17 protein-coding genes and 1 pseudogene are annotated in these 21,322 nt (G+C 71.4%); 9 read left to right on the forward strand and 9 right to left on the reverse strand.

The window, feature by feature from the left end; all coding sequences use genetic code 11:
- Positions 1-168 precede the first annotated feature (168 nt).
- Positions 169-3,072 carry a BTAD domain-containing putative transcriptional regulator gene (locus tag ACIBKY_RS05745; RefSeq protein ID WP_397094701.1) on the forward strand — a complete coding sequence of 968 codons (2,904 nt, stop codon included), beginning with the start codon at positions 169-171 and terminating at the stop codon, positions 3,070-3,072.
- Between the two features lie 405 nt (positions 3,073-3,477).
- Here ACIBKY_RS05745 and ACIBKY_RS05750 read toward each other — a convergent pair whose 3' ends face one another.
- The 3 genes from ACIBKY_RS05750 to ACIBKY_RS05760 all read right to left on the reverse strand — a co-directional run bounded on the left by ACIBKY_RS05750 (position 3,478) and on the right by ACIBKY_RS05760 (position 6,528).
- Entirely contained in the window at positions 3,478-4,086 is a 609-nt protein-coding gene (locus ACIBKY_RS05750; protein ID WP_397094703.1) for a cysteine hydrolase family protein, read from the reverse strand.
- Between the two features lie 188 nt (positions 4,087-4,274).
- On the reverse strand, positions 4,275-5,258 hold the full coding sequence (locus ACIBKY_RS05755) for a GlxA family transcriptional regulator (protein WP_397094704.1): 984 nt from the start codon (positions 5,256-5,258) through the stop codon (positions 4,275-4,277).
- Between the two features lie 136 nt (positions 5,259-5,394).
- Positions 5,395-6,528, reverse strand: coding sequence for a serine hydrolase domain-containing protein (locus tag ACIBKY_RS05760; RefSeq protein ID WP_397094705.1), 1,134 nt, complete (start codon positions 6,526-6,528; stop codon positions 5,395-5,397).
- A gap of 200 nt (positions 6,529-6,728) precedes the next feature.
- Here ACIBKY_RS05760 and ACIBKY_RS05765 point away from each other — a divergent pair, with 200 nt between their 5' ends.
- The gene (locus ACIBKY_RS05765) at positions 6,729-7,511 is read left to right on the forward strand and encodes a helix-turn-helix domain-containing protein (protein ID WP_397094707.1); all 783 of its coding nucleotides are present in this window, start codon (positions 6,729-6,731) and stop codon (positions 7,509-7,511) included.
- 18 nt (positions 7,512-7,529) lie between these two features.
- Here ACIBKY_RS05765 and ACIBKY_RS05770 read toward each other — a convergent pair whose 3' ends face one another.
- On the reverse strand, positions 7,530-8,807 hold the full coding sequence (locus ACIBKY_RS05770; protein WP_397094709.1) for a D-arabinono-1,4-lactone oxidase: 1,278 nt from the start codon (positions 8,805-8,807) through the stop codon (positions 7,530-7,532).
- 175 nt (positions 8,808-8,982) lie between these two features.
- On the opposite strand from ACIBKY_RS05770, the pseudogene ACIBKY_RS05775 reads away from it, so the two are divergent.
- Positions 8,983-9,278, forward strand: a pseudogene (locus ACIBKY_RS05775) (aldo/keto reductase); the annotation flags it as partial.
- A 1-nt stretch (position 9,279) separates the two neighbouring features.
- Here the strand turns inward: ACIBKY_RS05775 and ACIBKY_RS05780 are convergent.
- Entirely contained in the window at positions 9,280-9,756 is a 477-nt protein-coding gene (locus ACIBKY_RS05780; protein WP_397094711.1) for an NUDIX hydrolase, read from the reverse strand.
- Entirely contained in the window at positions 9,728-10,360 is a 633-nt protein-coding gene (locus ACIBKY_RS05785) for a TetR/AcrR family transcriptional regulator (protein WP_397094712.1), read from the reverse strand. Before ACIBKY_RS05785 ends, ACIBKY_RS05780 begins: the two co-directional genes overlap by 29 nt.
- 154 nt (positions 10,361-10,514) lie before the next feature.
- On the opposite strand from ACIBKY_RS05785, the gene ACIBKY_RS05790 reads away from it, so the two are divergent.
- The 4 genes from ACIBKY_RS05790 to ACIBKY_RS05805 are packed head-to-tail and all read left to right on the forward strand — an operon-like array spanning position 10,515 to position 16,017.
- Complete coding sequence (locus tag ACIBKY_RS05790) at positions 10,515-13,604, forward strand: bifunctional cytochrome P450/NADPH--P450 reductase (protein ID WP_397094713.1); 3,090 nt, start codon at positions 10,515-10,517, stop codon at positions 13,602-13,604.
- Positions 13,605-13,656: 52 nt separating this feature from the next.
- On the forward strand, positions 13,657-14,331 hold the full coding sequence (locus ACIBKY_RS05795) for a response regulator transcription factor (protein ID WP_397094714.1): 675 nt from the start codon (positions 13,657-13,659) through the stop codon (positions 14,329-14,331).
- Positions 14,328-15,641 (forward strand): ATP-binding protein, encoded by a 1,314-nt coding sequence (locus tag ACIBKY_RS05800; protein ID WP_397094715.1) that lies wholly within the window; start codon positions 14,328-14,330, stop codon positions 15,639-15,641. Before ACIBKY_RS05795 ends, ACIBKY_RS05800 begins: the two co-directional genes overlap by 4 nt.
- Positions 15,625-16,017, forward strand: a complete 393-nt coding sequence (locus ACIBKY_RS05805; RefSeq protein WP_397094716.1) for a VOC family protein — start codon at positions 15,625-15,627, stop codon at positions 16,015-16,017. The genes ACIBKY_RS05800 and ACIBKY_RS05805 overlap by 17 nt, the downstream gene beginning before the upstream one ends.
- On the opposite strand, the gene ACIBKY_RS05810 is transcribed toward ACIBKY_RS05805, so the two are convergent.
- Entirely contained in the window at positions 15,994-17,286 is a 1,293-nt protein-coding gene (locus ACIBKY_RS05810) for a sulfatase (RefSeq protein ID WP_397094718.1), read from the reverse strand. The two genes, ACIBKY_RS05805 and ACIBKY_RS05810, sit on opposite strands and share 24 nt — an antisense overlap.
- Before the next feature lie 105 nt (positions 17,287-17,391).
- On the opposite strand from ACIBKY_RS05810, the gene ACIBKY_RS05815 reads away from it, so the two are divergent.
- Both ACIBKY_RS05815 and ACIBKY_RS05820 read left to right on the forward strand, forming a co-directional pair.
- Positions 17,392-18,189 carry an NAD(P)H-binding protein gene (locus ACIBKY_RS05815; protein WP_397094720.1) on the forward strand — a complete coding sequence of 266 codons (798 nt, stop codon included), beginning with the start codon at positions 17,392-17,394 and terminating at the stop codon, positions 18,187-18,189.
- A 70-nt stretch (positions 18,190-18,259) separates the two neighbouring features.
- Positions 18,260-18,418 (forward strand): hypothetical protein, encoded by a 159-nt coding sequence (locus tag ACIBKY_RS05820; RefSeq protein WP_397094722.1) that lies wholly within the window; start codon positions 18,260-18,262, stop codon positions 18,416-18,418.
- On the opposite strand, the gene ispG is transcribed toward ACIBKY_RS05820, so the two are convergent.
- Positions 18,412-19,506 carry a flavodoxin-dependent (E)-4-hydroxy-3-methylbut-2-enyl-diphosphate synthase gene (gene ispG / locus ACIBKY_RS05825; protein ID WP_397094723.1) on the reverse strand — a complete coding sequence of 365 codons (1,095 nt, stop codon included), beginning with the start codon at positions 19,504-19,506 and terminating at the stop codon, positions 18,412-18,414. The two genes, ACIBKY_RS05820 and ispG, sit on opposite strands and share 7 nt — an antisense overlap.
- Positions 19,503-21,239, reverse strand: a complete 1,737-nt coding sequence (locus ACIBKY_RS05830; protein ID WP_397094724.1) for a 1-deoxy-D-xylulose-5-phosphate synthase — start codon at positions 21,237-21,239, stop codon at positions 19,503-19,505. Before ACIBKY_RS05830 ends, ispG begins: the two co-directional genes overlap by 4 nt.
- Between the last annotated feature and the right edge of the window lie 83 nt (positions 21,240-21,322).

The following is a 21,322-nucleotide window of genomic DNA, read 5'->3' on the forward strand; positions in this document are numbered from 1 at the left end:
GATTTCAGCGGGTGGCACCCGTGCCGTTATGAAGATTAACTCGTATGTTGGCATTTGTGCTGGCCGAAACCCTGCCCCCGAATCGGGGTTCTCCCCAACGTCATATTTCACGCATATAGTGACCTCTGCAGATCAACGGTAACTCGTTGTCAAGTGAGTAGGTGGGCGTTGATCCTCGAGTTTCGGGTGCTTGGGCCGCTCGAAGTATTCGCCGGAAGCAAGGTGAATATCGAGGGCCGCCGCCGCCAGATCGTGCTGGTGATGCTGTTACTCGAACCCGGCCGCGTGGTCACCACCGGCCGCCTGGTCGAGGCGCTCTACGGCGAGGAGCCCCCGAAGACCGCCGACGCCCAGGTCCAGATCTGCGTCTCCCAGCTGCGCGGCTGGTTCGGCAAGTACACCGACGCCGAGGTCATCGTCACCCACTCCGCCGGCTACCTCATCCGGGTCCCCGAAGACTGCCTCGACCTCACCCGCTTCCGCCGCCACGTCACCCGCGGCCGTGAGGCCGCACGCTCCCAGGACCTCGAAGGAGCTGTCAGCGAGTTCCGCTCCGGCCTGGCCCTGTGGCGGGGCGAGGCGCTGGAGGGCATCAACAGCCGCCGCGTCCAGGCCGCCGCCACCCGGCACAACGAGGAACGCTTCGTGGCGCTCCAAGAGTGCATCGACCTCGAACTGCGCCTGCAACGCCACCACGAGCTGCTCGGCGAGCTCAAGGAACTCGTCGCCGTCCACCCGCTGCGCGAAGAGCTGCACATGCAGCTCGCCCTCGCCCTCTACCGCGCCGACCGGCAGGTCGAAGCGCTCGAAGTGCTCAGGAACGTGCAGTACACGCTGGTCGAGGAGCACGGGCTCAGCCCCGGCGAGGAACTGCGCCAGCTCGAACAGGCCATCCTGTCGCAGGACCCCGCCCTGGCCGCGGAGCCCGTCGCCGAACCGGCGAAGATCGTGCCCCATCAGCTGCCCGCCGGGCCGTCCAACTTCGTCGGCCGCGACGAGGTCATCGCCGACGTGCGCGACCATCTCGTCAACTCGCAGCAGTTGCACAGGGCCGCCGTGGTCATGGTCACCGGGCCCGGCGGGGTGGGCAAGACGGCGCTGGCCGTACACGCCGCACACAAAGCACGCGAGGCCTTCCCCGACGGGCAGCTCTACGCCCACCTGCGCGACGCCGACGGTCACCCCGTCCCCGCCGAGCAGGTGCTCGAACGCCTGCTGCGCTCCCTCGGCGTCGCCCCCTCCGTGCTCCCGAGCGGCATCGTCGAGCTCGGCACCATGTACCGCAGCGTCATGGCCAACCGGCGGGTCCTCGTCGTGCTCGACGACGCCGCCAGCGCCCGCCAGATCCTGCCGCTGGTGCCCGCCGAGCCGCGCTGCGCCCTCCTGGTCACCAGCCGCCGCTCCGTCATCGGCCTGCACGGCGCCCACCACGTCGACCTCGACGTCTTCGACGAGGCCACCAGCCTCGAACTGCTGTCCCAGGTGATCGGCCAAGGCCGGGTCATGACCCAGCACGCCGCCGCCAGACGCCTGGCCGAAGCCTGCGGCCACCTGCCCCTCGGCCTCGGCATCGTCGCCGCCAAACTCTCCATGCGCCAGCACTGGCAGATCGACCAGATGGTACGCAGGCTCGCCGACGAACGCCGCCGCCTCGACGAGCTGATCCTCGGCGACGCCAGCGTCCGGGCGACCATCTCCATTTCCTGCCAGGAGCTCGACCCGCCGGCCGCCCGGCTGGTGTTGCTGCTCGGTGCGCTGGACGAGGTCGACTTCGGCGGCTGGATCGCCGGGCCCCTGCTCGACATGGACCCCTACGCCGCCACCGACATCCTGGAGACCCTGGTCGAGGAACGTCTCGTCGACCTGGTGGTCCGGGACGACCAGCAGGTCCGGTACCGGCTGCACGACCTCACCAGGACCTATGTGCGTGAACTGCTGGCCAGGGAGATTCCGGCGCAGGAACAGGAAGAGGCGCTGCACCGGTTGCTGCGGTGCTGGCTCCACCTGGCCGGCCGGGCACACAGGCAGGCCTACGGCGGCGACTACACCATCCTGCACTCCGCCACCGAGCCGTGGACCCTGCCGGAAGAGCTGGTCGAGAGCCTGATCGCCGACCCCATCGAATGGTTCCAGATCGAGCTCACCAATCTCGTGTCCAGCGTGCACCAGGCCGCCCGGCTCGGGCTGCACGAGCTGTGCTGGGACCTGGCCGTCACCTCGGTCACGCTGTTCGAGACCCGCTCCTACCGGCAGGCCTGGCGGGAGACACACGAAGTGGCCTGGGGTGCGGTACGGCGGGCCGGCGACAAACGCGGCGAAGCCGTCGTCCGGTACTCGCTCAGCGGGCTGGAGCTCGTCGAGCAGCGGCTGGCCGAGGCGCAGCAGAACCTCGAAGCCGCCCGTGCCTGGTTCGAGGCGAGCGGGGACGTGCATGGGCGGGGGCTGGTCCTGCGGCACCTCGCCTTCATCGAGCGCACCAAAGGGCAGTACACGGTGGCCCAGGAATGGTACGAGCAGGCCCTCGAAGACCTGCGCTCCGTGGGTGATCCGGTGGGGGAGGCGCATGTCCTGCGCAACATCGCCCAGATCCACCTGGAGTCGGGGCGGGCGGAGGAGGCGGAGCCGTACCTGCGGGAATCGCTGGCCATCTGCGTGCGTACCGGGTCCAGCCGGATCGAGGCGCAGGTACGGTTCCGGCTGGGAGAAGCGCTGCTCACGCGCGGACGGCTGGAGGCGGCCGAGGAGTCGTTCGACGCCGCGCTGCACACGGCGACCAGCATGAACGACTCCATCGGCGAGGCGTTCGCGCTCCTGGGAATCGGGCGGGTGCGCCTGGCACAGGGCGACTTGGCGGGGGCGCGGCCGTTGCTCGGCGATGCCCTGATGGCGGCGTGCCTGGGAGGAAGCCAGCAGTGCGAGGGACAGTCGCTGCTGGCGTTGGCGGAGCTGGCCCTGGCCCGCGACGAGCCGGAGATGGCGACGGTCCGGCTGGAACGGGCCGAAGCCATCTTCACGGACAGCGAGGCAAAGGTATGGCGCGCCCGAGTGGACGAGCTCCGCAGCAAGTTCTAAAGGCAAGGTGCTCCGCTTCGCTCCGCGCGTTCTGTCTAGGGCCCACCCTTTGCCCAGCTAAGTGGTTGGGCGGTTGGATCCCACCCCGGGTCAAAGGTGCTCCGCTTCGCTCCGCGCGTTCTGTTCGGGCCCGCCCGTTGCCCGGCTAGGTGGTTGGGCGGTTGGATCCCACCCCGGGTCAAAGGTGCTCCGCTTCGCTCCGCGCGTCTCCCGTCGGGCGGAGCCCGACGCCCCGCTTGCGCCGCTTTGGTTGCCCGGATGTCTGGGTCTCCTCGCAAGGAAGGATCTGCTCACCCGGCGGAAGCTCAACGCACCCGTCAGGCGCCTTCCGCACGATCCTCCGACCTGTGGCTCGGTGTGAGCGCGCAGGCCGGAGATCAGGCATTGTCGCCCCGGTGGCGGGTGTCAGATCGGGAGGGCGTCGGCGTTGGGGACCACCACGCCGAACAGGTCGCCGATCGTGGTCAGGGCGGCGGTGTGCAGGGTGCCGGCGGGCACCACCGTGTTGTCCGGGGCGGGGAGCGGGCGGGTGGCGCAGGCGTCGGCGACGATGGTGGGGCGGTAGCCGAGGTTGAAGGCTCCCTGCGCGGTGAACGTTACGCACATGTGGGTCATGAAGCCCGCCAGGATGAGGTCGGGGCCTGCGTTCAGGCCGGTCAGGACCTGCTGGAGGTCGGTCTCGTGGAAGGCGTTGGGGAACGTCTTGACCACCACCGGCTCACCGTCGCGCGGTGCGACCAGCGGGTTGATGGCGCCGATCTCGGCCCGGATGTCGTAGGGGGTGCCGGGGCCGCCGTCGTTGATGACGTGGATGACCTTCGTGCCGGTGGCGCGAGCGCGTTCGAGCAGGCGGGCTCCCGCGGTGAGGGCCTGGTCGGCGGCGGTGAGGGCCATGACTCCGGTGCTGTAGGTGTTCTGGTAGTCGATCATGATCAGGGTCGCGCCGGTCAGACGGGCCGGGTCGGTGGGCAGACCGGAGACCTGGCGGAGGGTGGGCGAAGCGGTGGTGCTCATGGTGACGTTCCTTTCGGGATTTCTGGGTGGCTTGCTGGGTGCGCCTCGGAATTTCGCGCAGGCTTACGCCGACAGAGGTGCGGGCTTGGGCCGACAGAGGTGCGGGCTTGGGTCGGTTCGGGTACGTGGCAGGGGTTCGGGTGCGCGGTGGAGGTTCGGGTACGCGGTGGGTGGGTGAGGTGGGTAGGTCAGGCGACGGTGCGGAAGCGGCGGCGGTAGGAGCCGGGGCCGGTGCCCAGGCGGCGGCGGAAGGCGCGGTGCAGGGTTTCCACTGAGCCGAAGCCGCTGTCGGCCGCCACCCGGGGCAAGGGCAGGTCGGTGGTTTCCAGTAGGCGCCGGGCCGCCTCCACGCGGGCGGCCTCGATGTAGGCGCCGGGAGTGGTGCCGGTACGTTGCCGGAACACGCGGGTGAACTGCCGCTGGCTCAGCCCCATCCGAGCCGCCATTTCGACGGCGGTGAGTTCCTCGGCCAGGTGTTCGGCGATCCACAGGCGCAGGTCGTCGATGTCGCGGCGGCCGGTGGCGGCGTGGGCCATCGGGACGCTGAACTGGCTCTGGCCGCCCTGCCGTTTGAGGTACATGACCAGTTCGCGGGCCACCGCCAGCGCGGTCTCCTCGCCGTGGTCGTCCGCGACGAGCGCGAGGGTCAGGTCCAGGCAGGCGCTGATGCCGGCGCCCGTCCACACCTGGCCGCTGGATCGTACGAAGATCGGGTCGGGGTCGACGGTCACGTTCGGATGGTCGGCGGCCAGTTGCGCGGCGGTGGACCAGTGGGTGGTGGCCGTGAGGCCCTCCAGCAGTCCGGCCTCCGCCAGAATGTGCGCGCCTACGCACACCGATGCCACGCGGCGGGCGATCGGAGCGGTTCGCCGGACCCAGGCCACCACTTCGGGGTCCGTCAGGGCCAGCGGGCCCTCTGGCGTGACGTCCACGGCGCCGGGTACCAGCAGCGTGTCCACCCGGTCTGTGACCTCGTCGAACGCCAGGTCGGCGACCAGCCTCACCCCGGCCGACGTGGTGACGTGGCCGCCTTGGGGCCCGGCCAGCAGCACCTCGTACAGGGCGCGGCCGCTGACCCGGTTGGCCAGGGCGAACACCTCGGCCGGGCCGGTGACGTCGAGCAGGTCGACGTTCGGGAAGAGCGCGATCACAACGCGGTGTGCGGTGGACATGTCCTGATTGTCACCGAATGCACGGAGTGGCCGCAACGACAGTTATCTGTCATATACGGCCATCACCGTGGGAGACACGAAGGCAGCGACATCGCGGGATTCGGCCCGCCCCGGCGCCGAGCCGCCGGGATGCGTGTCACATCCCCTTGCCGAATTCTGCCTTGACGATGTCAAAGACGATGTCCCAGGTCTTCCATTCGGTGTTGGTGTGGAGGCAGATCGCGTGGTCGCCGTCGGGGGTGGCGATGGTGCAGGTGTGGGAGCCCCAGAGGCTGCCGCCCGCGCCGCGCAGGATGAGGCCGTTGGTGATGTCCCGGTCGAACTCGAAGACGCCGAGGCCATAGCGGGCGTACGGCATCCAGTGGCCGCCTTCGGTGGAGATGGTGGTCCACATGTGGTGGTGCTGTTGTTCGGGGAGCAGGCTGCCACTGGCCAGGGCGCTGATCAGGCGGATCATGTCGGTGGTGGTGGAGACGACGTCGCCGGCCGACCAGCCGAGGGAGGTGTTGAGCTCGGTGACGTCCAGGGGCGGGGTGGCGGGGTCTTCCATCAGCGATTGCCAGTTTTCGGGGGTGACGGCGGCGGGGTCGGTGCCGTCTTTGAGGAACAGGGCGGAGTAGGCGCGGGGGTGGGGGTGGGGGTAGCCGGATTCGTCCGGGCGGCGTACGTGGGTGTGGGTGAGGGCGAGGGGGTCGATGACGGTGCGGGTGACCTCGTCGGCGTAGCTGTTGCCGGTGACCTTTTCGATGATGGCGCCGGCGAGGTAGAAGCCGCCGTTGGAGTAGGTGAAGGCGGTGCCGGGTTCGAAGACGGGGGGCTGGGAGATGGCCAGTTTCAGCAGGTCCTCGCGGGTCCATTGGTCGAGGTGGTGCCGGGCGTAGCCGGACCGGGTGGCGTAGCGGTGGCTGGCTTCGGGGGCCAGGCCGGTGGCGAACAGGCCGCTGCTGTTGCTGAGCAGGTGCCTGATGGTGATTCTGGTGCCGTCGTAGCCGTTGGTGAGGAGGCCGGGCAGGTGGTGTTCGACGGTGTCGTCGAGGGTGAGCCGGCCTTCGGCTTCGAGGGTGAGCAGCGTGGCGGCGGTGAAGGCCTTGCCGGAGCTGCCGGTGTGCAGGTGCTCGCCGGGGACGCGGGGGGCGCCGGTGGTGAGGTCGGCGACGCCGGCGGTGCCGAACCAGCTCTGGTCGCCGTGGCGGATTTCGGCGACGATGCCGGGCACGCCGTGCTCGGTGACGGCGCGGTCGAGGGCGTTCTGGACTTCGGTGTACGTCATGGTCGTGTCCTTGCCTGGTGAACCTTTGCGATGCCTCGAAAGTTACGTTGCATGCACGAAATCGTCAATCACGATTTCGCGAACTATCGTGCAAATACACAGCTAGAGCGCTTGGAATCGTTGCGTAAGAGCTGTCAATTAATGCAACGGACGCTCGCACTAAGCTAGGCTGGATCCCGATCGCCTGAGCAAGGAGCCCGATGCCCGGACAGAGGCTCACCCAGCAGGACCGCCGTCAGATCGCCGGGGGACTGCGTGACGGACTGACGTACGCCGCCATCGCCCGCGCTCTCGACCGGCCCACCTCGACCATCACCCGCGAGGTCATGCGCAACGGCGGCCCGAACGACTACCACCCCGACCAGGCCCACCGGGCCGGCAGGCAACCCGTGCGCGCCCAGGGCTCCGGCCGGTCGGCGTCGGCCAGGGCCGCCGACCTCGGTGCCCGCGATCCCCGGGTCGTGCAGCGGGTGTCCACGCACCTCACCGAGCTGCTGATACAGAGCGGCCTGCCGCAGATGATGGCCAGGGTGCTCGCCGCGCTGTTCACCACCGACAGCGGCAGCCTCACCTCGGCCGAACTCGTGCGACGCCTGGGCGTCAGCCCCGCCTCGATCTCCAAGGCGGTCGCCTACCTGGAGGAGATGGAGATCATCAAGCGCGAGCGCGACCCCCGCGGCCGCGCCGAGCGCTACGTCATGGACGACGACGTGTGGTACCAGGCCATGCTGGCCAGCGTCCGGATCAACACCCTGATCGCCGAGGCCTCGCACAGCAGCGCCCGGGCGCTCGGCGTGGACACGCCCGCCGGAACCCGGCTGGACAAACTCGGCCAGTTCCTCTTCCGGGTCAGCGACGACCTGCGCGACTCGGCGGAACACTGGCGCCACATCTACGCGCCCGACCGGCAGGACGGGCAAGAGGCACCGGCGGCGAGTTGCCAAGCTCTGCCGGATGGGCTGGGGCACCTCCGTAGGACATGAGGCCGAGGGGAAGCCGGATCAGGCGGGGAAGAGGGCGTCCACGTAGGAGTTGCGGAACTTGCCGGACGGGTCCAGCTCGCGGGCCAGCCGCCCGAACTGGGCCGCCCGCTCGTACATCGCGCTGATCTGCCGGGGTCTGGTCGTCGTGAGCTTGCCCCAGTGCGGGCGGGCGCCCAGTGGCATGAGCCGCTCCTCGACCTCGGCCAGGGCGGGCATGACCGCCGCCGCGTCGCGGATCCAGGTGAAGTGCAGGGTGACGGTGTCGCGGCCGTAGGCGGGGCTGAGCCACAGGTCGTCGCCGCGGACGGTACGCACCTCCGAGACGTGCAGCACGGGCGCCACCAGCGGGCCGATCTCCCTGATCGCCTCGAACGCCTTGCCCGCGGCCGCGCGGGGCAGGTAGTACTCCGACTGCAGTTCCTCGCCCGCGCCCGGCACGAACCCGGAGCGGAAGTGCGGCAGCCGTTCGTGCCACGGGCCCGGCACCCCGAGCTGTTCCGTGCAGGACTCGGGCGGCATGCCGGGCACCGGGTGCACCGGCCGCCCGGCGGCCCGGCCTCCCGCCCAGCCGCCTCCCGCCCAGCCGCTTTCCGGCCATCCGTCGCCGGGGCTCCCCTCGTCGAGGCGGTGCTTGAGCCACACCTCGGCCTTGCCGCCGCGCCAGTCGGTGAACGTGCTGACGCTGTAGGCCGCGCCGTACACCTCGTCGAAACGCTCGGACACCTCCTCAAGCGGCACGTCGAGCCGGACCCGCTGCGCCACGTCGAAGGCGGGCTCGACCTCCAGCGTCAGCCGGGTGACGACGCCGAGCGCGCCGAGCGCGACGACGGCGCCGGGGAAGACGGCGGGGTCGTGCTCGCGGCTCAGCTCGACCAGGTCGCCGTCAGGGCCGACGAGTTGCAGGGCGACGACGGCGGCGGCGAGGCAGCGGCGGCTGTCGCCGGAGCCGTGGGTGCCGGTCGCGCACGATCCGGCGACCGAGATGTGGGGGAGCGAGGCCAGGTTGGCCAGCGCGAATCCGGCGCGGTGCAGGTGCTCGGCGACCTCGGCGTAACGCAGGCCGGCGGCGACGGTGGCGGTCGAGCGCCCGGCGTCGATCTCCACCGTGGGCGGCAGGCCGTCCAGGCGGACCAGGTCGTGGCTGGTGTCGGCGACCAGGCTGAAGGAGTGGCCGCTGCCCAGGGCCCGTACGCGCGGCCCCGCCGCCACCACGCGGCGCAGCTCGTCGAGGGATTCCGGCCGGTGCACGCGGGCCGCGCCGAAGGTGACGTTGCCCGCCCAGTTCGTGATCGGCATGTCGGCTCCTGGTCTGGCGTCGCTCGCCCCCGCGGGTGCGACGAGCTTGCGGGGAGACGCGTCCGGCCTCGCGCACGATGGTGTCCTGGAAGCGCTGGATGGGCGGCAGAATACGGCACTTGCCGCCGTACGGCAGGGCGAACCCCACCGGTGGCGGCCCGTAGAGCCCGGGGCGGTGCAACTGCACTGCCCGCCGGCCCCGGTGTTCGACACCGGCGAGGTCTACGACGCGCTCGACACGCTCGTCCAGGAGGACCGGATCGCCGCCTACGGGGTCGCCCGGCCGGGGGTGGCCGGCGTGCAGATCATCCTCAACGCCTTCCGCCGCAAGCCGCTCGAACGCGTGCTCCCGGCGGCGCTGGCGGCCGGGGTCGCGATCATCGCGCCTACAACCGGCACGGCGCGGCGTTCGACGTGGGGGAGACGTTCTCCGGCGTCGACTACGAGAGCGGCCTGGAGGCGGCGCCCAGGTTCACCACCGCTGGTAGTCCGGCCCGCCCTCGCCGAGCAGGTGTAGGGCGTCGGCCGCGGCGGGGGAGAGCGCCGTGCCCGAAGCGTCCCCCAGGTCCGTGATCGGCAGCCAGGTCACCGCGTCCGTGGTGCCGTTCGTCTCGGTCACCGCCGCGGAGCCCGGCGCGACCTCGGCGGCGTAGAACAGGCCGACCAGGTGCCAGCTCACCCCGAGCCGCGTCACCGCGTACGTCCTGGCGGCGACCAGGCGCGCGCTGGTGAGGTCGAGGCCGGTCTCCTCGCGCAGTTCGCGGGCCAGCGCCTGTCCGGGTTGCTCGCCGGGGTCGATCCCGCCGCCCGGCAGGTGCCACGCGCCGGGCGGGAAGATCGGGGAGCTCTCCGACAACCGGGTCAGCAGCAGCCGCCCGGCCGAGGTGACGATCGCGTACGCGGAGACGCGCGTGCGTACCTCACCGTTCAAGGCGAGCGTCCGTCTCATGGCGAGCATCCGGTACGGCGAGCGCCAGCGTGGTGTCGAGCATGAGGCGCAGGGTCGACTCGCAGGCGGCGAGGTCGTAGTCGTCGGTCAGGTACCGGGTCACGATCCCGTCGAACCCGCTGAGGAAGAAGCGGGCGATCTCCTCGGCGGGCAGCGCGAGATCCTGCCCGGCGCGCGTGGCGGCGTCGGAGAGCAGGCGCGCCGCGGTGGCGTCGAGGTCGTGGGTGAACTCGGAGGCCACCTGGCGCAACACCGGGTCGCGCAGGGAGAGCATGATCAGCTCCACCAGCAGCCGGTAGCGCTCACGCTCCTCGGTCACCGTCCGCCACAGCTCGTTGACCAGTGCCGAGACCGTCTCGCCGAAGTCGGCGTCGGCGGGCATGGCGGCCCGCACGCGGGTGACCAGAGACCTGCCGAGGTCCTCCAGCACCGACCGGTAGAGCTCCTGCTTGGAGCCGAAGGTGTAGTGCACCATCGCCTGCGCGACGCCCGCTTCCGCGGCGATGGCCCTGGTGCTCCCGGCCGCGACGCCTTCGCGGGCCATGAGCCCGATCGCCGCCTCCACGATCTGCGGACGCCGCTCGGCGGCTGGAACATGAGCCATGCCCGCACCCTATCGGCTGTGACCTGCGCGAAGTTCCGGTGCTCCGGCGACGCGAAGAGGAAGGGGCACGGCTTGTTCGGGTGACTTAGTCGAGTGACAAAGTCTCGTGCTAGCCTGGCGGCGAAGACGTACACCCGCAGAAGGGAACGTTCGCGTGTCCACAGCCGAGATTCCGTCGCCGCCCGCCCTGCCGATCGTCGGCCATGCCCTGAGCACGCCGGTCGACCGGCAGATCGCCTACCTGTGCGAGCTGGCCCGCACCTGGGGCCCGATCTTCAAGCTGGGCGCCTTCGGGGAAGAGTCAGTGATCGTCACCGGTCTCGACCTCGTCACCGAACTCTGCGACGAGACCCGCTTCCGCAAGAACGTCCACCCCGACCTGGTCAACCTGCGGCCCCTGGCGGGCGACGGGCTGTTCACCGCCTACGGCGACGAGCCCAACTGGCGCAAGGCGCACGACATCCTGCTGCCGGCCTTCTCCGTCTCCGCCATGCGCGGCTACCACGCGACCATGCTCGGCGTCGCCAGGAAGCTGGTGGACTCCTGGGCGCGGGCAGGGCAGGAGCCGGTACAGGTGAGCGCGGACATGACCCGGCTGACGCTCGACACCATCGGCCTGTGCGGATTCGGCTACGACTTCGCCTCGTTCGAGAGCGCGCGGCCGCACCCGTTCATCGGCTCGCTCGTCGGCGCGCTGAAGTACGCCCAGGCCAAGGGCGCCTTCATCCCCGGCCTCGACGTCCTCTACCGCAAGCGCACCCGGCGCTTCCACGAGGACGTGCGCGCCATGGAGGAGCTGGTCGACGAGGTGATCAGGCTGCGCAGGGAGTCGGGCGACCAGAGCACCGGCGACCTGCTCGGCCGCATGCTCCACAGCACCGACCCCGAGACCGGCGAGCCGCTCGACGACCTCAACATCCGCCACCAGGTGATCACGTTCCTGATCGCCGGGCACGAGACCACCTCGGGCGCGCTCTCCTTCGCCCTGTACTACCTGGCCGGGAACCCGGCCGTGCTGGCCAAGGTCCAGGAGGAGGTGGACACGCTGTGGGGCGACGTGGACGAGCCCGACCCGTCGTACGCCGACGTGGGCAGGCTGCGCTACACCCGCCAGGTGCTAATGGAGAGCCTGCGGCTCTGGCCGACGGCCCCGGGGTTCGCGGTGGAGGCGCTGGCCGACACGGTGATCGGCGGCCGGTACGAGGTCAAGGCGGGCGAGTCGCTGTTCGTGCTGACGCCGAGCCTGCACCGCGACCCCGCCTGGGGCAGGAACGTGGAGCTGTTCGACCCCGACCGCTTCGCCCCGGAGGCACAGGACGCCCGCCCGCCGCACGCGTTCAAGGCGTTCGGCAGCGGTGAACGGGCCTGCATCGGCAGGCAGTTCGCGCTGCACGAGGCGACGCTGGTGCTGGGGCTGCTGGCGCACCGCTTCCACCTGGCCGGCGAGGCGGACTACGACCTGGAGGTCAAGGAGACCCTCACGCTGAAGCCCGACGGCTTCACGCTCCAGGTCGAACCCCGCACGGCCGCCGACCGCCGCACCCGCCCCGCGGCCACGCCGCCGGAGCCGGAGCCGGAGCCGAAGCGGGCCGCGCCGGGCTCGGCGCTCTCCATCCTGTACGGCTCCAACATGGGCACCTGCTCGGCCATCGCCCACGACCTGGCCGCCGAGGCGGAGGAACGCGGCTTCGCGGCCAAGGTCTCCTCCCTGGACGAGGCGGCGGGCACGCTGGCCGACATCCCGGTCGTCATCGTGGCCGCCTCCTACAACGGCCGCCCGACCGACGACGCGACCCGGTTCGTGGACTGGCTGGCCGCGGCGGACACGGTGCCCGCCACGCCGTACGCGGTGCTGGGGGTGGGCGACCGCAACTGGGCGGCGACCTTCCAGCGCGTCCCGAAGCTGATCGACGAACGGCTGGCGGAGACGGGCGCGATCCGCCTGGCCGAGCGGGGCGTGGTGGACGCCTCGGGCGACCTGGAAGGCGCCATCGACACCTGGTCCGCCACCCTGTGGCGAGCCCTGGACAGCTCGGGAAAGGCCTCGCCGGAGGGGCCCGCGTTCCGCCTGGAATCCGTGGTCAGGTCGCCCGCCGAAGAGCGCGCCGAGCACCACGGCGTGCGTCCCATGCGTGTGCTGCTGGCCGAGCCGCTCACCCACCCGGACGGCCGCCAGAAGCGCCACCTCCGCCTGGAACTGCCGCAGGGCGCCACCTACCGCACCGGCGACCACCTCGCCGTCCTGCCGGAGAACCCGCCGCATCTGGTCGAGCGCGCCGCCGCCCGCTTCGGCCTCGACCCCGCCCAGCCCGTACGGCTGCGCCCGGCCCGCCGTACCCGCACCCAGCTCCCCCTCGACACCCCGGTGACCGTGCGCGAACTCCTGTCAGGATTCCTGGAGCTCCAGCGCCCGGCCACCGCCCACCAGGTACGCACGCTGGCCGCCCACACCCGCTGCCCCCACACCAGGGCCGGTCTGGAAGCAGCGGACCCGGCGCGGACCACGGTCCTGGCCCTGCTGGACGAGTACCCGGCGTGCGAGCTGCCGTTCGAGGTGTTCCTGGAGCTCATGCCGCCCCTGCGCCCGCGCAACTACTCGATCTCCAGCTCCCCGCTGGCCCGCCCCGGCGCGGTGGACCTGATGGTCTCGCAGCTGAGCGGCCCGAACCGGACCGGCGCCGGATGGTTCCACGGCGTCGCGTCCAGCCACCTGGCCGAGGTCGGGCCGGGCGCCGTCGTGCAGGCGCGGGTGGTGCCCGGCCCTGCCGCCTTCCACGGCCTGTCCGACGAGCACACCCCGGCGATCCTGGTCAGCGCGGGCACCGGCCTGGCCCCGTTCCGCGCCGTCGTCATGGAGCGCCTGCACCGCCGTGCCCGCGGCACGCTGCTGTGCTACTTCGGCTGCGACGCCCCGGACCTCGACTACCTGCACCGCGCGGAGCTGGAGGAGGCCGAGGCGGCGGGCGTGGTCAGCCTGCGCCCGACGTTCAGCGAGGCTCCGGAGAACGGCCTGCGCTACGTGCAGGACCGGCTCCTGCACGAGGCGGACGAGGTGTGGCGCGTGCTGGAGGACGGCGGCCGCGTCTACGTCTGCGGCGACGGCAGCCGCATGGCACCGGCGGTGCGGGCGGCACTGGCCCGCGTCCACGGCGAGCGCACCGGCGCCGACCGGGCGGCGAGCGAGGCCTGGCTGGAGGAACTGCGCGCCGCCGAACGCTACTGCGAGGACGTATGGGAAGGCTGAAGATTGGCTGAGGGGCGTTTTGTCCGGTCCGGTGGGTTCGCATAATGGGCGGATGACCAGTTCGGCGCGGGTGATGGTGGTCGAGGACGCGGAGGCGATCCGGCTCGCCGTGCTGTCCGGGCTGGGGTCGGCGGGGTACGTGGCCCGCGGCGTGCCCGACGGCACCGGCTTCGAGCAGGAGCTCAACACCTTCCAGCCCGACCTGGTCGTGCTCGACCTCATGCTGCCGGGCCGCGACGGGTTCGCGCTGCTGGACGTGGTGCGCGGGCGCAGCGACGCCGGGGTCATCGTGCTCACCGCCAGGGACGGCGTCTCCGACCGGCTGCACGGGCTGCAGGCGGGCGCCGACGACTACGTGGTCAAGCCGTTCGAGCTGTCCGAGCTGACCGCTCGGGTCGGCGCGGTGCTCAGGCGGCTGCGCCGTACGCCGTCGACGCTGCAGATCGGCAGCCTGATCATCGACGTGGACAAGGGACTGGTCCTGCGTGACGGCCGGCCGGTCGAGCTGACCAGGACCGAGCTGCGGCTGCTCGGCCACCTCGCGCTCCACCGCGGCCAGGTGCTGAGCAAGACCCAGCTGCTCACCAGCGTCTGGGGCTACGACGCCTACGACCCCAACCTGGTCGAGGTGCACGTCAGCGCGCTGCGTCGCAAGCTCGAAAGCTCGGGCGAGCGGGTCCTGCACACCGTGCGCGGGCTCGGCTACGTCCTGGACGGACCCCGATGAGACGGTACGGCCGGCCCGCCGGCTCACTGCGCGGCCGGGTGGCAGGGGCGACCCTGCTGGTCGTCGCCGTCACACTGGTCGTGCTGCTGCTGGCCGTGGACGCGTTGTTCGGCCTGCTGGCCAGGAACCAGGCGCAGGACCGGCTCGTGGACCGCGCCCAGTTCGCCGTCCAGCTCGACCGCCGCAAGGTCATGCCGGACCGGCTGGTGCGCCGGGTCAGCGGCGCCGGCATCGAGGCGGTGCTCGTGGACCTGGCCGGCCGCCGCCACACGCTCGGCGGCTTCGCGGCCGATCTCGGCGACCTGACCCTGACCAGGCGGCTGCCGGGCGGCGGGCTGCTCACGCTCTACGCCGACACCGAGACGATCGACGGGCCGCGCACCACCCTGCGCATGCTGATGCTGGTCGCCGGCCTGCTGGCGCTGGCCGCGCTCGGCTTCGTGCTGCCCCTCGCGCTGCGGCGCGCGACCCGGCCGATGGACGACCTGGCGGGGCTGGCCAGGCAGATCGCCCAGGGGCAACGGGGCAAACGACTGGCACCGGAGCGTACCGACACCGAACTCGGCCGCACCGCCGCCGCGTTCGACTCCATGCTCGACTCGCTGGAGGGCGCGGAGCAGCAGGCCCGCGAGTCGGAGAACCGCTCACGGCAGTTCCTGGCCGACGTGGCTCACGAGCTGCGTACGCCGCTGGCGGGCATCCAGGCGACGGCGGAGGCGGTGCTCCAGGCGCCGGCCGCGATGCCGGCCGAGGAGCGCGAGCGCATGCAACTGCTGCTGGTGCGCGAGACGCGGCGGGCCGGACGCCTGGTCGACGACCTGCTCGCGCTGGCCAGGATCGACGCCGGGCTCGGCCTGCACCGCGAGCCCGTTCAGCTGCGCGCGCTGTGCGAGGCCGAGGCCGACCGGGTCATGCTGCGCGCGCCGGAGATCACCGTGGCGGTCGAGGGGGAGGAGGCCGCGGTGATCGGCGACGCCCAGCGGCTCGGCCAGATCATCGCCAACCTGCTCGACAACGCCCGCCGGCACACGCCGCCGGACGGCCTGGTCACCGTGACGGTCAAGGCCGAGGCTGGTGAGGCGGTCGTGGACGTGGCCGACACCGGCCCCGGGGTGCCGCCGTCGGCGCGCGACCTGATCTTCCACCGGTTCGTCCGCCGGGACACCACCTCGGGCGGCGCCGGGCTCGGCCTGCCGATCGCCCGCGGCCTGGCCCTGGCCCACGGCGGCACGCTGACCTGCGAGGAGTCGCCGTCGGGTGCGGTGTTCCGCCTCCGCCTGCCAGCATGGGCCGATGGCTCTGCTCCATGACATCGTGTTCGACTGCCGTCACCCCGCCGCGCAGGCGAGGTTCTGGGCGGAACTGCTCGACGACTACGCCGTGGCGCCGTACGACGAGGCCGAGCTGGAGCGTCTGCGCGCCCGCGGGCTGTCCGGCCCAGAGGAGGACCCGACGGTGCTGGTCGAAGGGCCTCCGGGGGCGCCGAGGATGTGGTTCGTCCTCGTGCCCGAGCCCAAGACGGTGAAGAACCGGGTGCACCTCGACGTCCGTGCCGCCGACGTCGAGGCCGAGGGCGCACGCCTGCGGGCACTCGGGGCCGTCGAGGTGGCCAGGCACGAGAACTGGATCGTGCTGGCCGACCCCGAGGGCAACGAGTTCTGCCTACAGCCCGCGGGCCGTGGCTAGCTGTTTGGCCAGGTCGTCGGCGCGTACCCGGTTCTCCAGCTGGTGGGGGTCCTTGCGCAGGTCGTAGTACTCGCGGAACTTCACCCCGCCGCCGCCGTCGTAATACTCGGTGTAGATGCGGGAGCCGGTGTAGACCGAGGCCCAGACGCCTGGTCCCGCCCCGTCGGGCTGGCCGTGGAACTCCAGGAACAGGTGGCTCCGCCTGCCGCCGCGCAGCAGCGACCTGCCGTCCATCCGGGTACGCGGCCGGATCCCGGCGGCGTCCAGGATGGTCGGGGCGACGTCGATGTTGGCGGCCAGGCGGTCGTCGTCCGTGCCCTTGCCGAAGCCGCCCGCCGGCCACGAGAGGTAGAACGGCACGCGGAAGGCCGGCTGGTAGGGCACGCTCTTGCCGATGTGGCCGTGGTCGGCCCAGCTGAAGCCGTTGTCGCCGATGAAGATGATCAGCGTGTCGTCGAGCTTGCCCTGCGCCACGAGCTCCGCCCTGACCGCCTTGAACAGGTCGTCCACCGACTTCAGCGTGCGTAGCTGGGCCTGGCGGACCTTCCGCCCCGCGGCCAGGTCCTGGGTGGCGTTCTGGATGTAGGGCGGCTTGTCGCTCTTGTCGGTCTCGGCCACGGCGGGGTTGCCGTCCCAGGCGGGTACGGGCAGGTTCGCGTACTTGTCCTCGGGGGTGTTCGGGCCGTGGGAGGCGTACGGCGACAGGTACATGAACCACGGCTGGTCCTGGTTGGCCTTGATGAACTCCAGCGCGTGCCGCCTGATGAGCGTGGTCGTGTAGCCGGGGCGGCGGCTCACGGTGCCGTTGACGTTCCACTGGGCGCGCCGGTAGGCGGGGCGCATGATCGCGAAGTCGTCGAAGTTCGGCGGGGCCTGGTTCAGGTCCCAGGCGTTGAGGTACTTGCCGAACAGGCCGGTCCGGTATCCGCCCGCGCGCAGGTGGCTCTGCACGGTGGTGTCCTGGTCGAGCCGGCCGGGAGCGGTGTTGTCGACGACACCGTGGTTGCGGGCGTAGCGGCCGGACATGATCGACGCGCGTGAGGGCGAGCAGAGCGGCGTGGTGACGCAGCCCTGCGAGAACGCGACTCCCTGCCCGCCGATCAGGTCGACGATCGAGGGGATCGCCCACTCGGTCTCCCTCCTGTGGTCGTCGGTGACGATCAGGAGGATGTTGGGGCGTTTCGGCTTGGCCGCGGCGGCGGGGGCGCTGGTGACCGCGGCTGCGGCAGCCGTACCTGCGATGAAGGTTCGTCTGCTGAGTTGACTCACGTCGCTGACCTCCAGAAAGCGGTGATCCGCAATTATTGGCCGCTCTTGTGGGTTGATTTCCCATCGAATGGGGCATTCCCAGCTTTCCTTAAGAAGGGGTACAGCATGAGCGAGATCCTGGTTCTGGGGGCGACGGGCTCGACGGGGCGTCGCGTGACGGACCTTCTGCGGTCCTCCGGCCATCCGGTACGGCCGGCGTCCAGGCACGGCGAGGTGCGCTTCGACTGGAACGACCGCGCCACCTGGCGGCCCGCGCTGGCCGGAGCCGACCGCATGTACGTGATGGCGCCGGACGATCTGCCGGTCGACCCGGAGTTCGTGGCGGCCGCGGTCGAGGCGGGCGTGCGCCGCGTCGTGCTGCTGTCCAGCGGCGGCATCGAGGTGATGGGCGACGAGCGGCTGATGGCCGCCGAGCGGGTGGTGCGCGGCTCCGGCGTGGAGTGGACGATCCTGCGGCCGTCGTGGTTCGACCAGAACTTCGACGAGGGCGCGATGCGCGAGGCGGTGCTCGCCGGCGAGGTCGCGGTCCCGCTGGGCGAGGCCCGCCAGGCCTTCGTGGACGCCGGTGACATCGCCGCCGTGGCGGCGGCGGCCCTGGTCGAGGACGGGCACGCGGGGCGCTCGTACGAGGTGACCGGGCCGCGCGCGCTGAACTTCGCCGAGGTGGTGGAGATCATCAGCCGGGCCTCGGGGCGGACCGTCCGCTACCTGGGCTCGGAAGCGGACTACCTGGCCGTCATGACCGGGTTCGGGCTGCCGGAGCCGGACGTGCGGGCGGAGATCGAGGCGTTCGCGGCGCTGCGTGCCGTTGGCGACGCCGTACCGACCGACGTGGTGCGGCAGGTGACGGGCCGGCCGCCCAAGTCCTTCGAGGATTTCGCGGCCGACGCGACATGGGGTTGACACCACTCCACTTGTAGTACTACGTTGACAGCACTTCAAACGAAGTGGTCTCAAACAAAGGAATCACCAGATGCGAATCAAGCTCCCCAGCTCCATCACCGGCACCACCACCGAGCAGGCCAACGGCCGCGCCACCAAGCGCGAGCACGCGGTCCGCGACATCCAGCCCACCGGCCGCGCCAACCTGTCCCGCCGGCCCACCGCCGCCCCGCGCAGGAGCTCCTACTGAGGTTGCTCCTCCGCGAGGCGCAGGGCCTCCTCGATCAGGGTCTCCACGATCCGCGACTCAGGAACGGTCTTGATCACCTTGCCCTTCACGAAGATCTGTCCCTTGCCGTTGCCCGAGGCCACGCCCAGGTCCGCTTCGCGGGCCTCGCCCGGCCCGTTCACCACGCAGCCCATGACCGCCACACGTAGCGGGAACGGGAAGCCCTCCAGCCCGGCCGACACCTCCTCGGCCAGGCGGTAGACGTCCACCTGTGCCCGTCCGCAGGACGGGCACGAGACGATCTCCAGCTTGCGCTGCCGCAGCCCCAGAGATTCGAGGATGCCGATGCCGACCTTGACCTCCTCCACCGGAGGCGCCGACAGCGAGACCCGGATCGTGTCGCCGACGCCCTCGGCCAGCAGCACCCCGAAGGCCACCGCCGACTTGACTGTCCCCTGCATCAGCGGCCCCGCCTCCGTCACGCCGAGGTGCAGCGGGTAGTCGCAGCGCGCCGCGAGGCGGCGGTAGGCGGCGATCATCACCACCGGGTCGTGGTGCTTGACCGAGATCTTGATGTCGCGGAAGCCATGCTCCTCGAACAGGGAGCACTCCCACAGCGCCGACTCCACCAGCGCCTCCGGCGTCGCCTTGCCGTGCTTCTCCAGCAGCCGGGGGTCCAGGGAGCCGGCGTTGACCCCGATCCTGATCGGGACGCCCGCGTCCGCCGCCGCCCGCGCGATCTCACCCACCCTGTCGTCGAACTTCTTGATGTTGCCCGGGTTCACCCGCACCGCCGCGCACCCGGCGTCGATGGCGGCGAAGACGTAGCGCGGCTGGAAGTGGATGTCGGCTATCACCGGGATCTGCGACTTGCGGGCGATGTCGGGGAGCGCGTCGGCGTCGTCCTGCGTCGGCACCGCCACCCGGACGATCTGGCAGCCCGCCGCTGTCAGCTCCGCGATCTGCTGCAGCGTCGCGTTGACGTCGTGGGTGGGCGTGGTGGTCATCGACTGCACGCTCACCGGCGCGCCGCCACCGACCGGCACGCCGCCCACCATCACCTGCCGCGAGACCCTCGGCCTCCTCGTCGGCATTCCGAGCTCGATCATCGGGCCAGCTCCTTCCGTACGGCATGCGCGATCCCCGAACCGGTCAGTCCCGCGTCGGCCAATAACCGCTCGCGCGAGCCGTGCGGGATGAACGCGTGGGGCAGCCCGAGATGAAGCAGCCGCGTCCCGCCCGCGCACGCCTGACCGACCGCCGCGCCCGCTCCACCGGCCACCACACCGTCCTCGACGGTCACGACCAGGGGGTGCGCGGCCGCCGCCCGGACCAGGCCGGGGGCGACGGGCAGCACCCAGCGCGGGTCGACCACCCGCACCCCCACGCCCTCCTCCGCCAGCGTCGCCGCCGCCTCCACGCACGCCTCGGCCGTCGCGCCCAGCGCGACGAGCAGCACGTCGTCGCCGGTGTTCCACAGCACGTCCAGGTCATCGGAACGTTCCACGGCGGCGAGCTCGGTGCCCGCCCCGGCCTTGGGGAAGCGCAGCACGGTCGGGCCCTCCACCGCCACGGCCTCGCCGAGCAGTTCGCGCAGCCGCCGGCCGTCGCGCGGCGCGGCCACCCGCAGGCCCGGGATCGCCGACAGGATCGCCAGGTCCCACATGCCGTGGTGGCTGGGGCCGTCGGGACCGGTGATGCCCGCCCGGTCCAGGACGATCGTGACCGGCAGCCGCTGCATGGCCACGTCCAGGAGCACCTGGTCGAAGGCGCGGTTGAGGAACGTGGCGTAGACGGCGACCACCGGGTGGAAGCCCTCCAGCGCCAGCCCGGCGGCCGACACCATCGCGTGCTGCTCGGCGATGCCCACGTCGAACATCCGCCCGGGGAAGCGCCTGCCGAACGCCTCAAGCCCGGTGGGCCCCGCCATCGCCGCGGTGATCGCGACCAGGTCGGGCCTGGCCTCGCCGAGCGCGCACAACTGCTCGGAGAAGACGTGCGTCCAGGTCCGGCCCCCGGCTGACAGCGGTCTTCCGGTACGCGGGTCGCTGGCCGGGATGGCGTGCATGTGCTCGCCCAGATCCAGCTCGGCGGGGCGGTAGCCGTACCCCTTGCGGGTCTTGCAGTGCACGACGCTGGGGCTCGGCAACGTGCGCGCGGTGCGCAGCGCGCGCTCGACGGCGGCGACGTCGTGGCCGTCGACGGGGCCGAGGTAGACGAAGCCGAGGTTCTCCAGCAGCGTGCCGAGGTTGCGGGCGCAGCCGCCGTGGGTGGGGGCGTAGGAGCGGCCGTTGTCGTTGAGCACGATGACGACCGGGCGGCCCTCGCCGTCGCTCAGGTTGTTGAGCGACTCCCAGGCCAGCCCGCCGGTCAGCGCCCCGTCGCCGACCACGGCCACCACCGCGCGGCTCTCCTCGCCCTTGAGCCTGCGGGCCTTGGCGATGCCGTCGGCGTAGGCGAGCGCGGTGGAGGCGTGGGAGTTGTCGATGTGGTCGTGCGGCGACTCCTCGCGCGAGGGGTAGCCGCTGAGTCCGCCGTGGGCGCGCAGGCTGTCGAAGTCGGCCCGCCGGCCGGTGAGCAGTTTGTGGACGTATGCCTGATGTCCGGTGTCAAACAGAAGTGTGTCCTCCGGGGAATGGAAGACGCGGTGCAAAGCAATCGTGATCTCGACCATGCCGAGGTTCGAGCCGAGATGCCCGCCCCTCGCCATGACCTTCGCGATGAGGAACTCGCGGATTTCCCGGGCCAGTGTCCCCAGGTGCGCGGCCGGAAGTAGGCGCAGGTCGCGGGGGCCGGTGATGGTTTGGAGCAGAGATTCGTCTAGGCCAGGAGGGGCCGCCATGGTCGCTCCACAAGGGTCGGCTGCGGTCGTGGTCGAATACTGGCTCCGCCGGGGGACGTCCGTGAACCGGGTGTTCCGGTCAA

The organism is Nonomuraea sp. NPDC050394 (genome assembly GCF_044459065.1).
In the GTDB taxonomy this organism is placed as follows: domain Bacteria; phylum Actinomycetota; class Actinomycetes; order Streptosporangiales; family Streptosporangiaceae; genus Nonomuraea.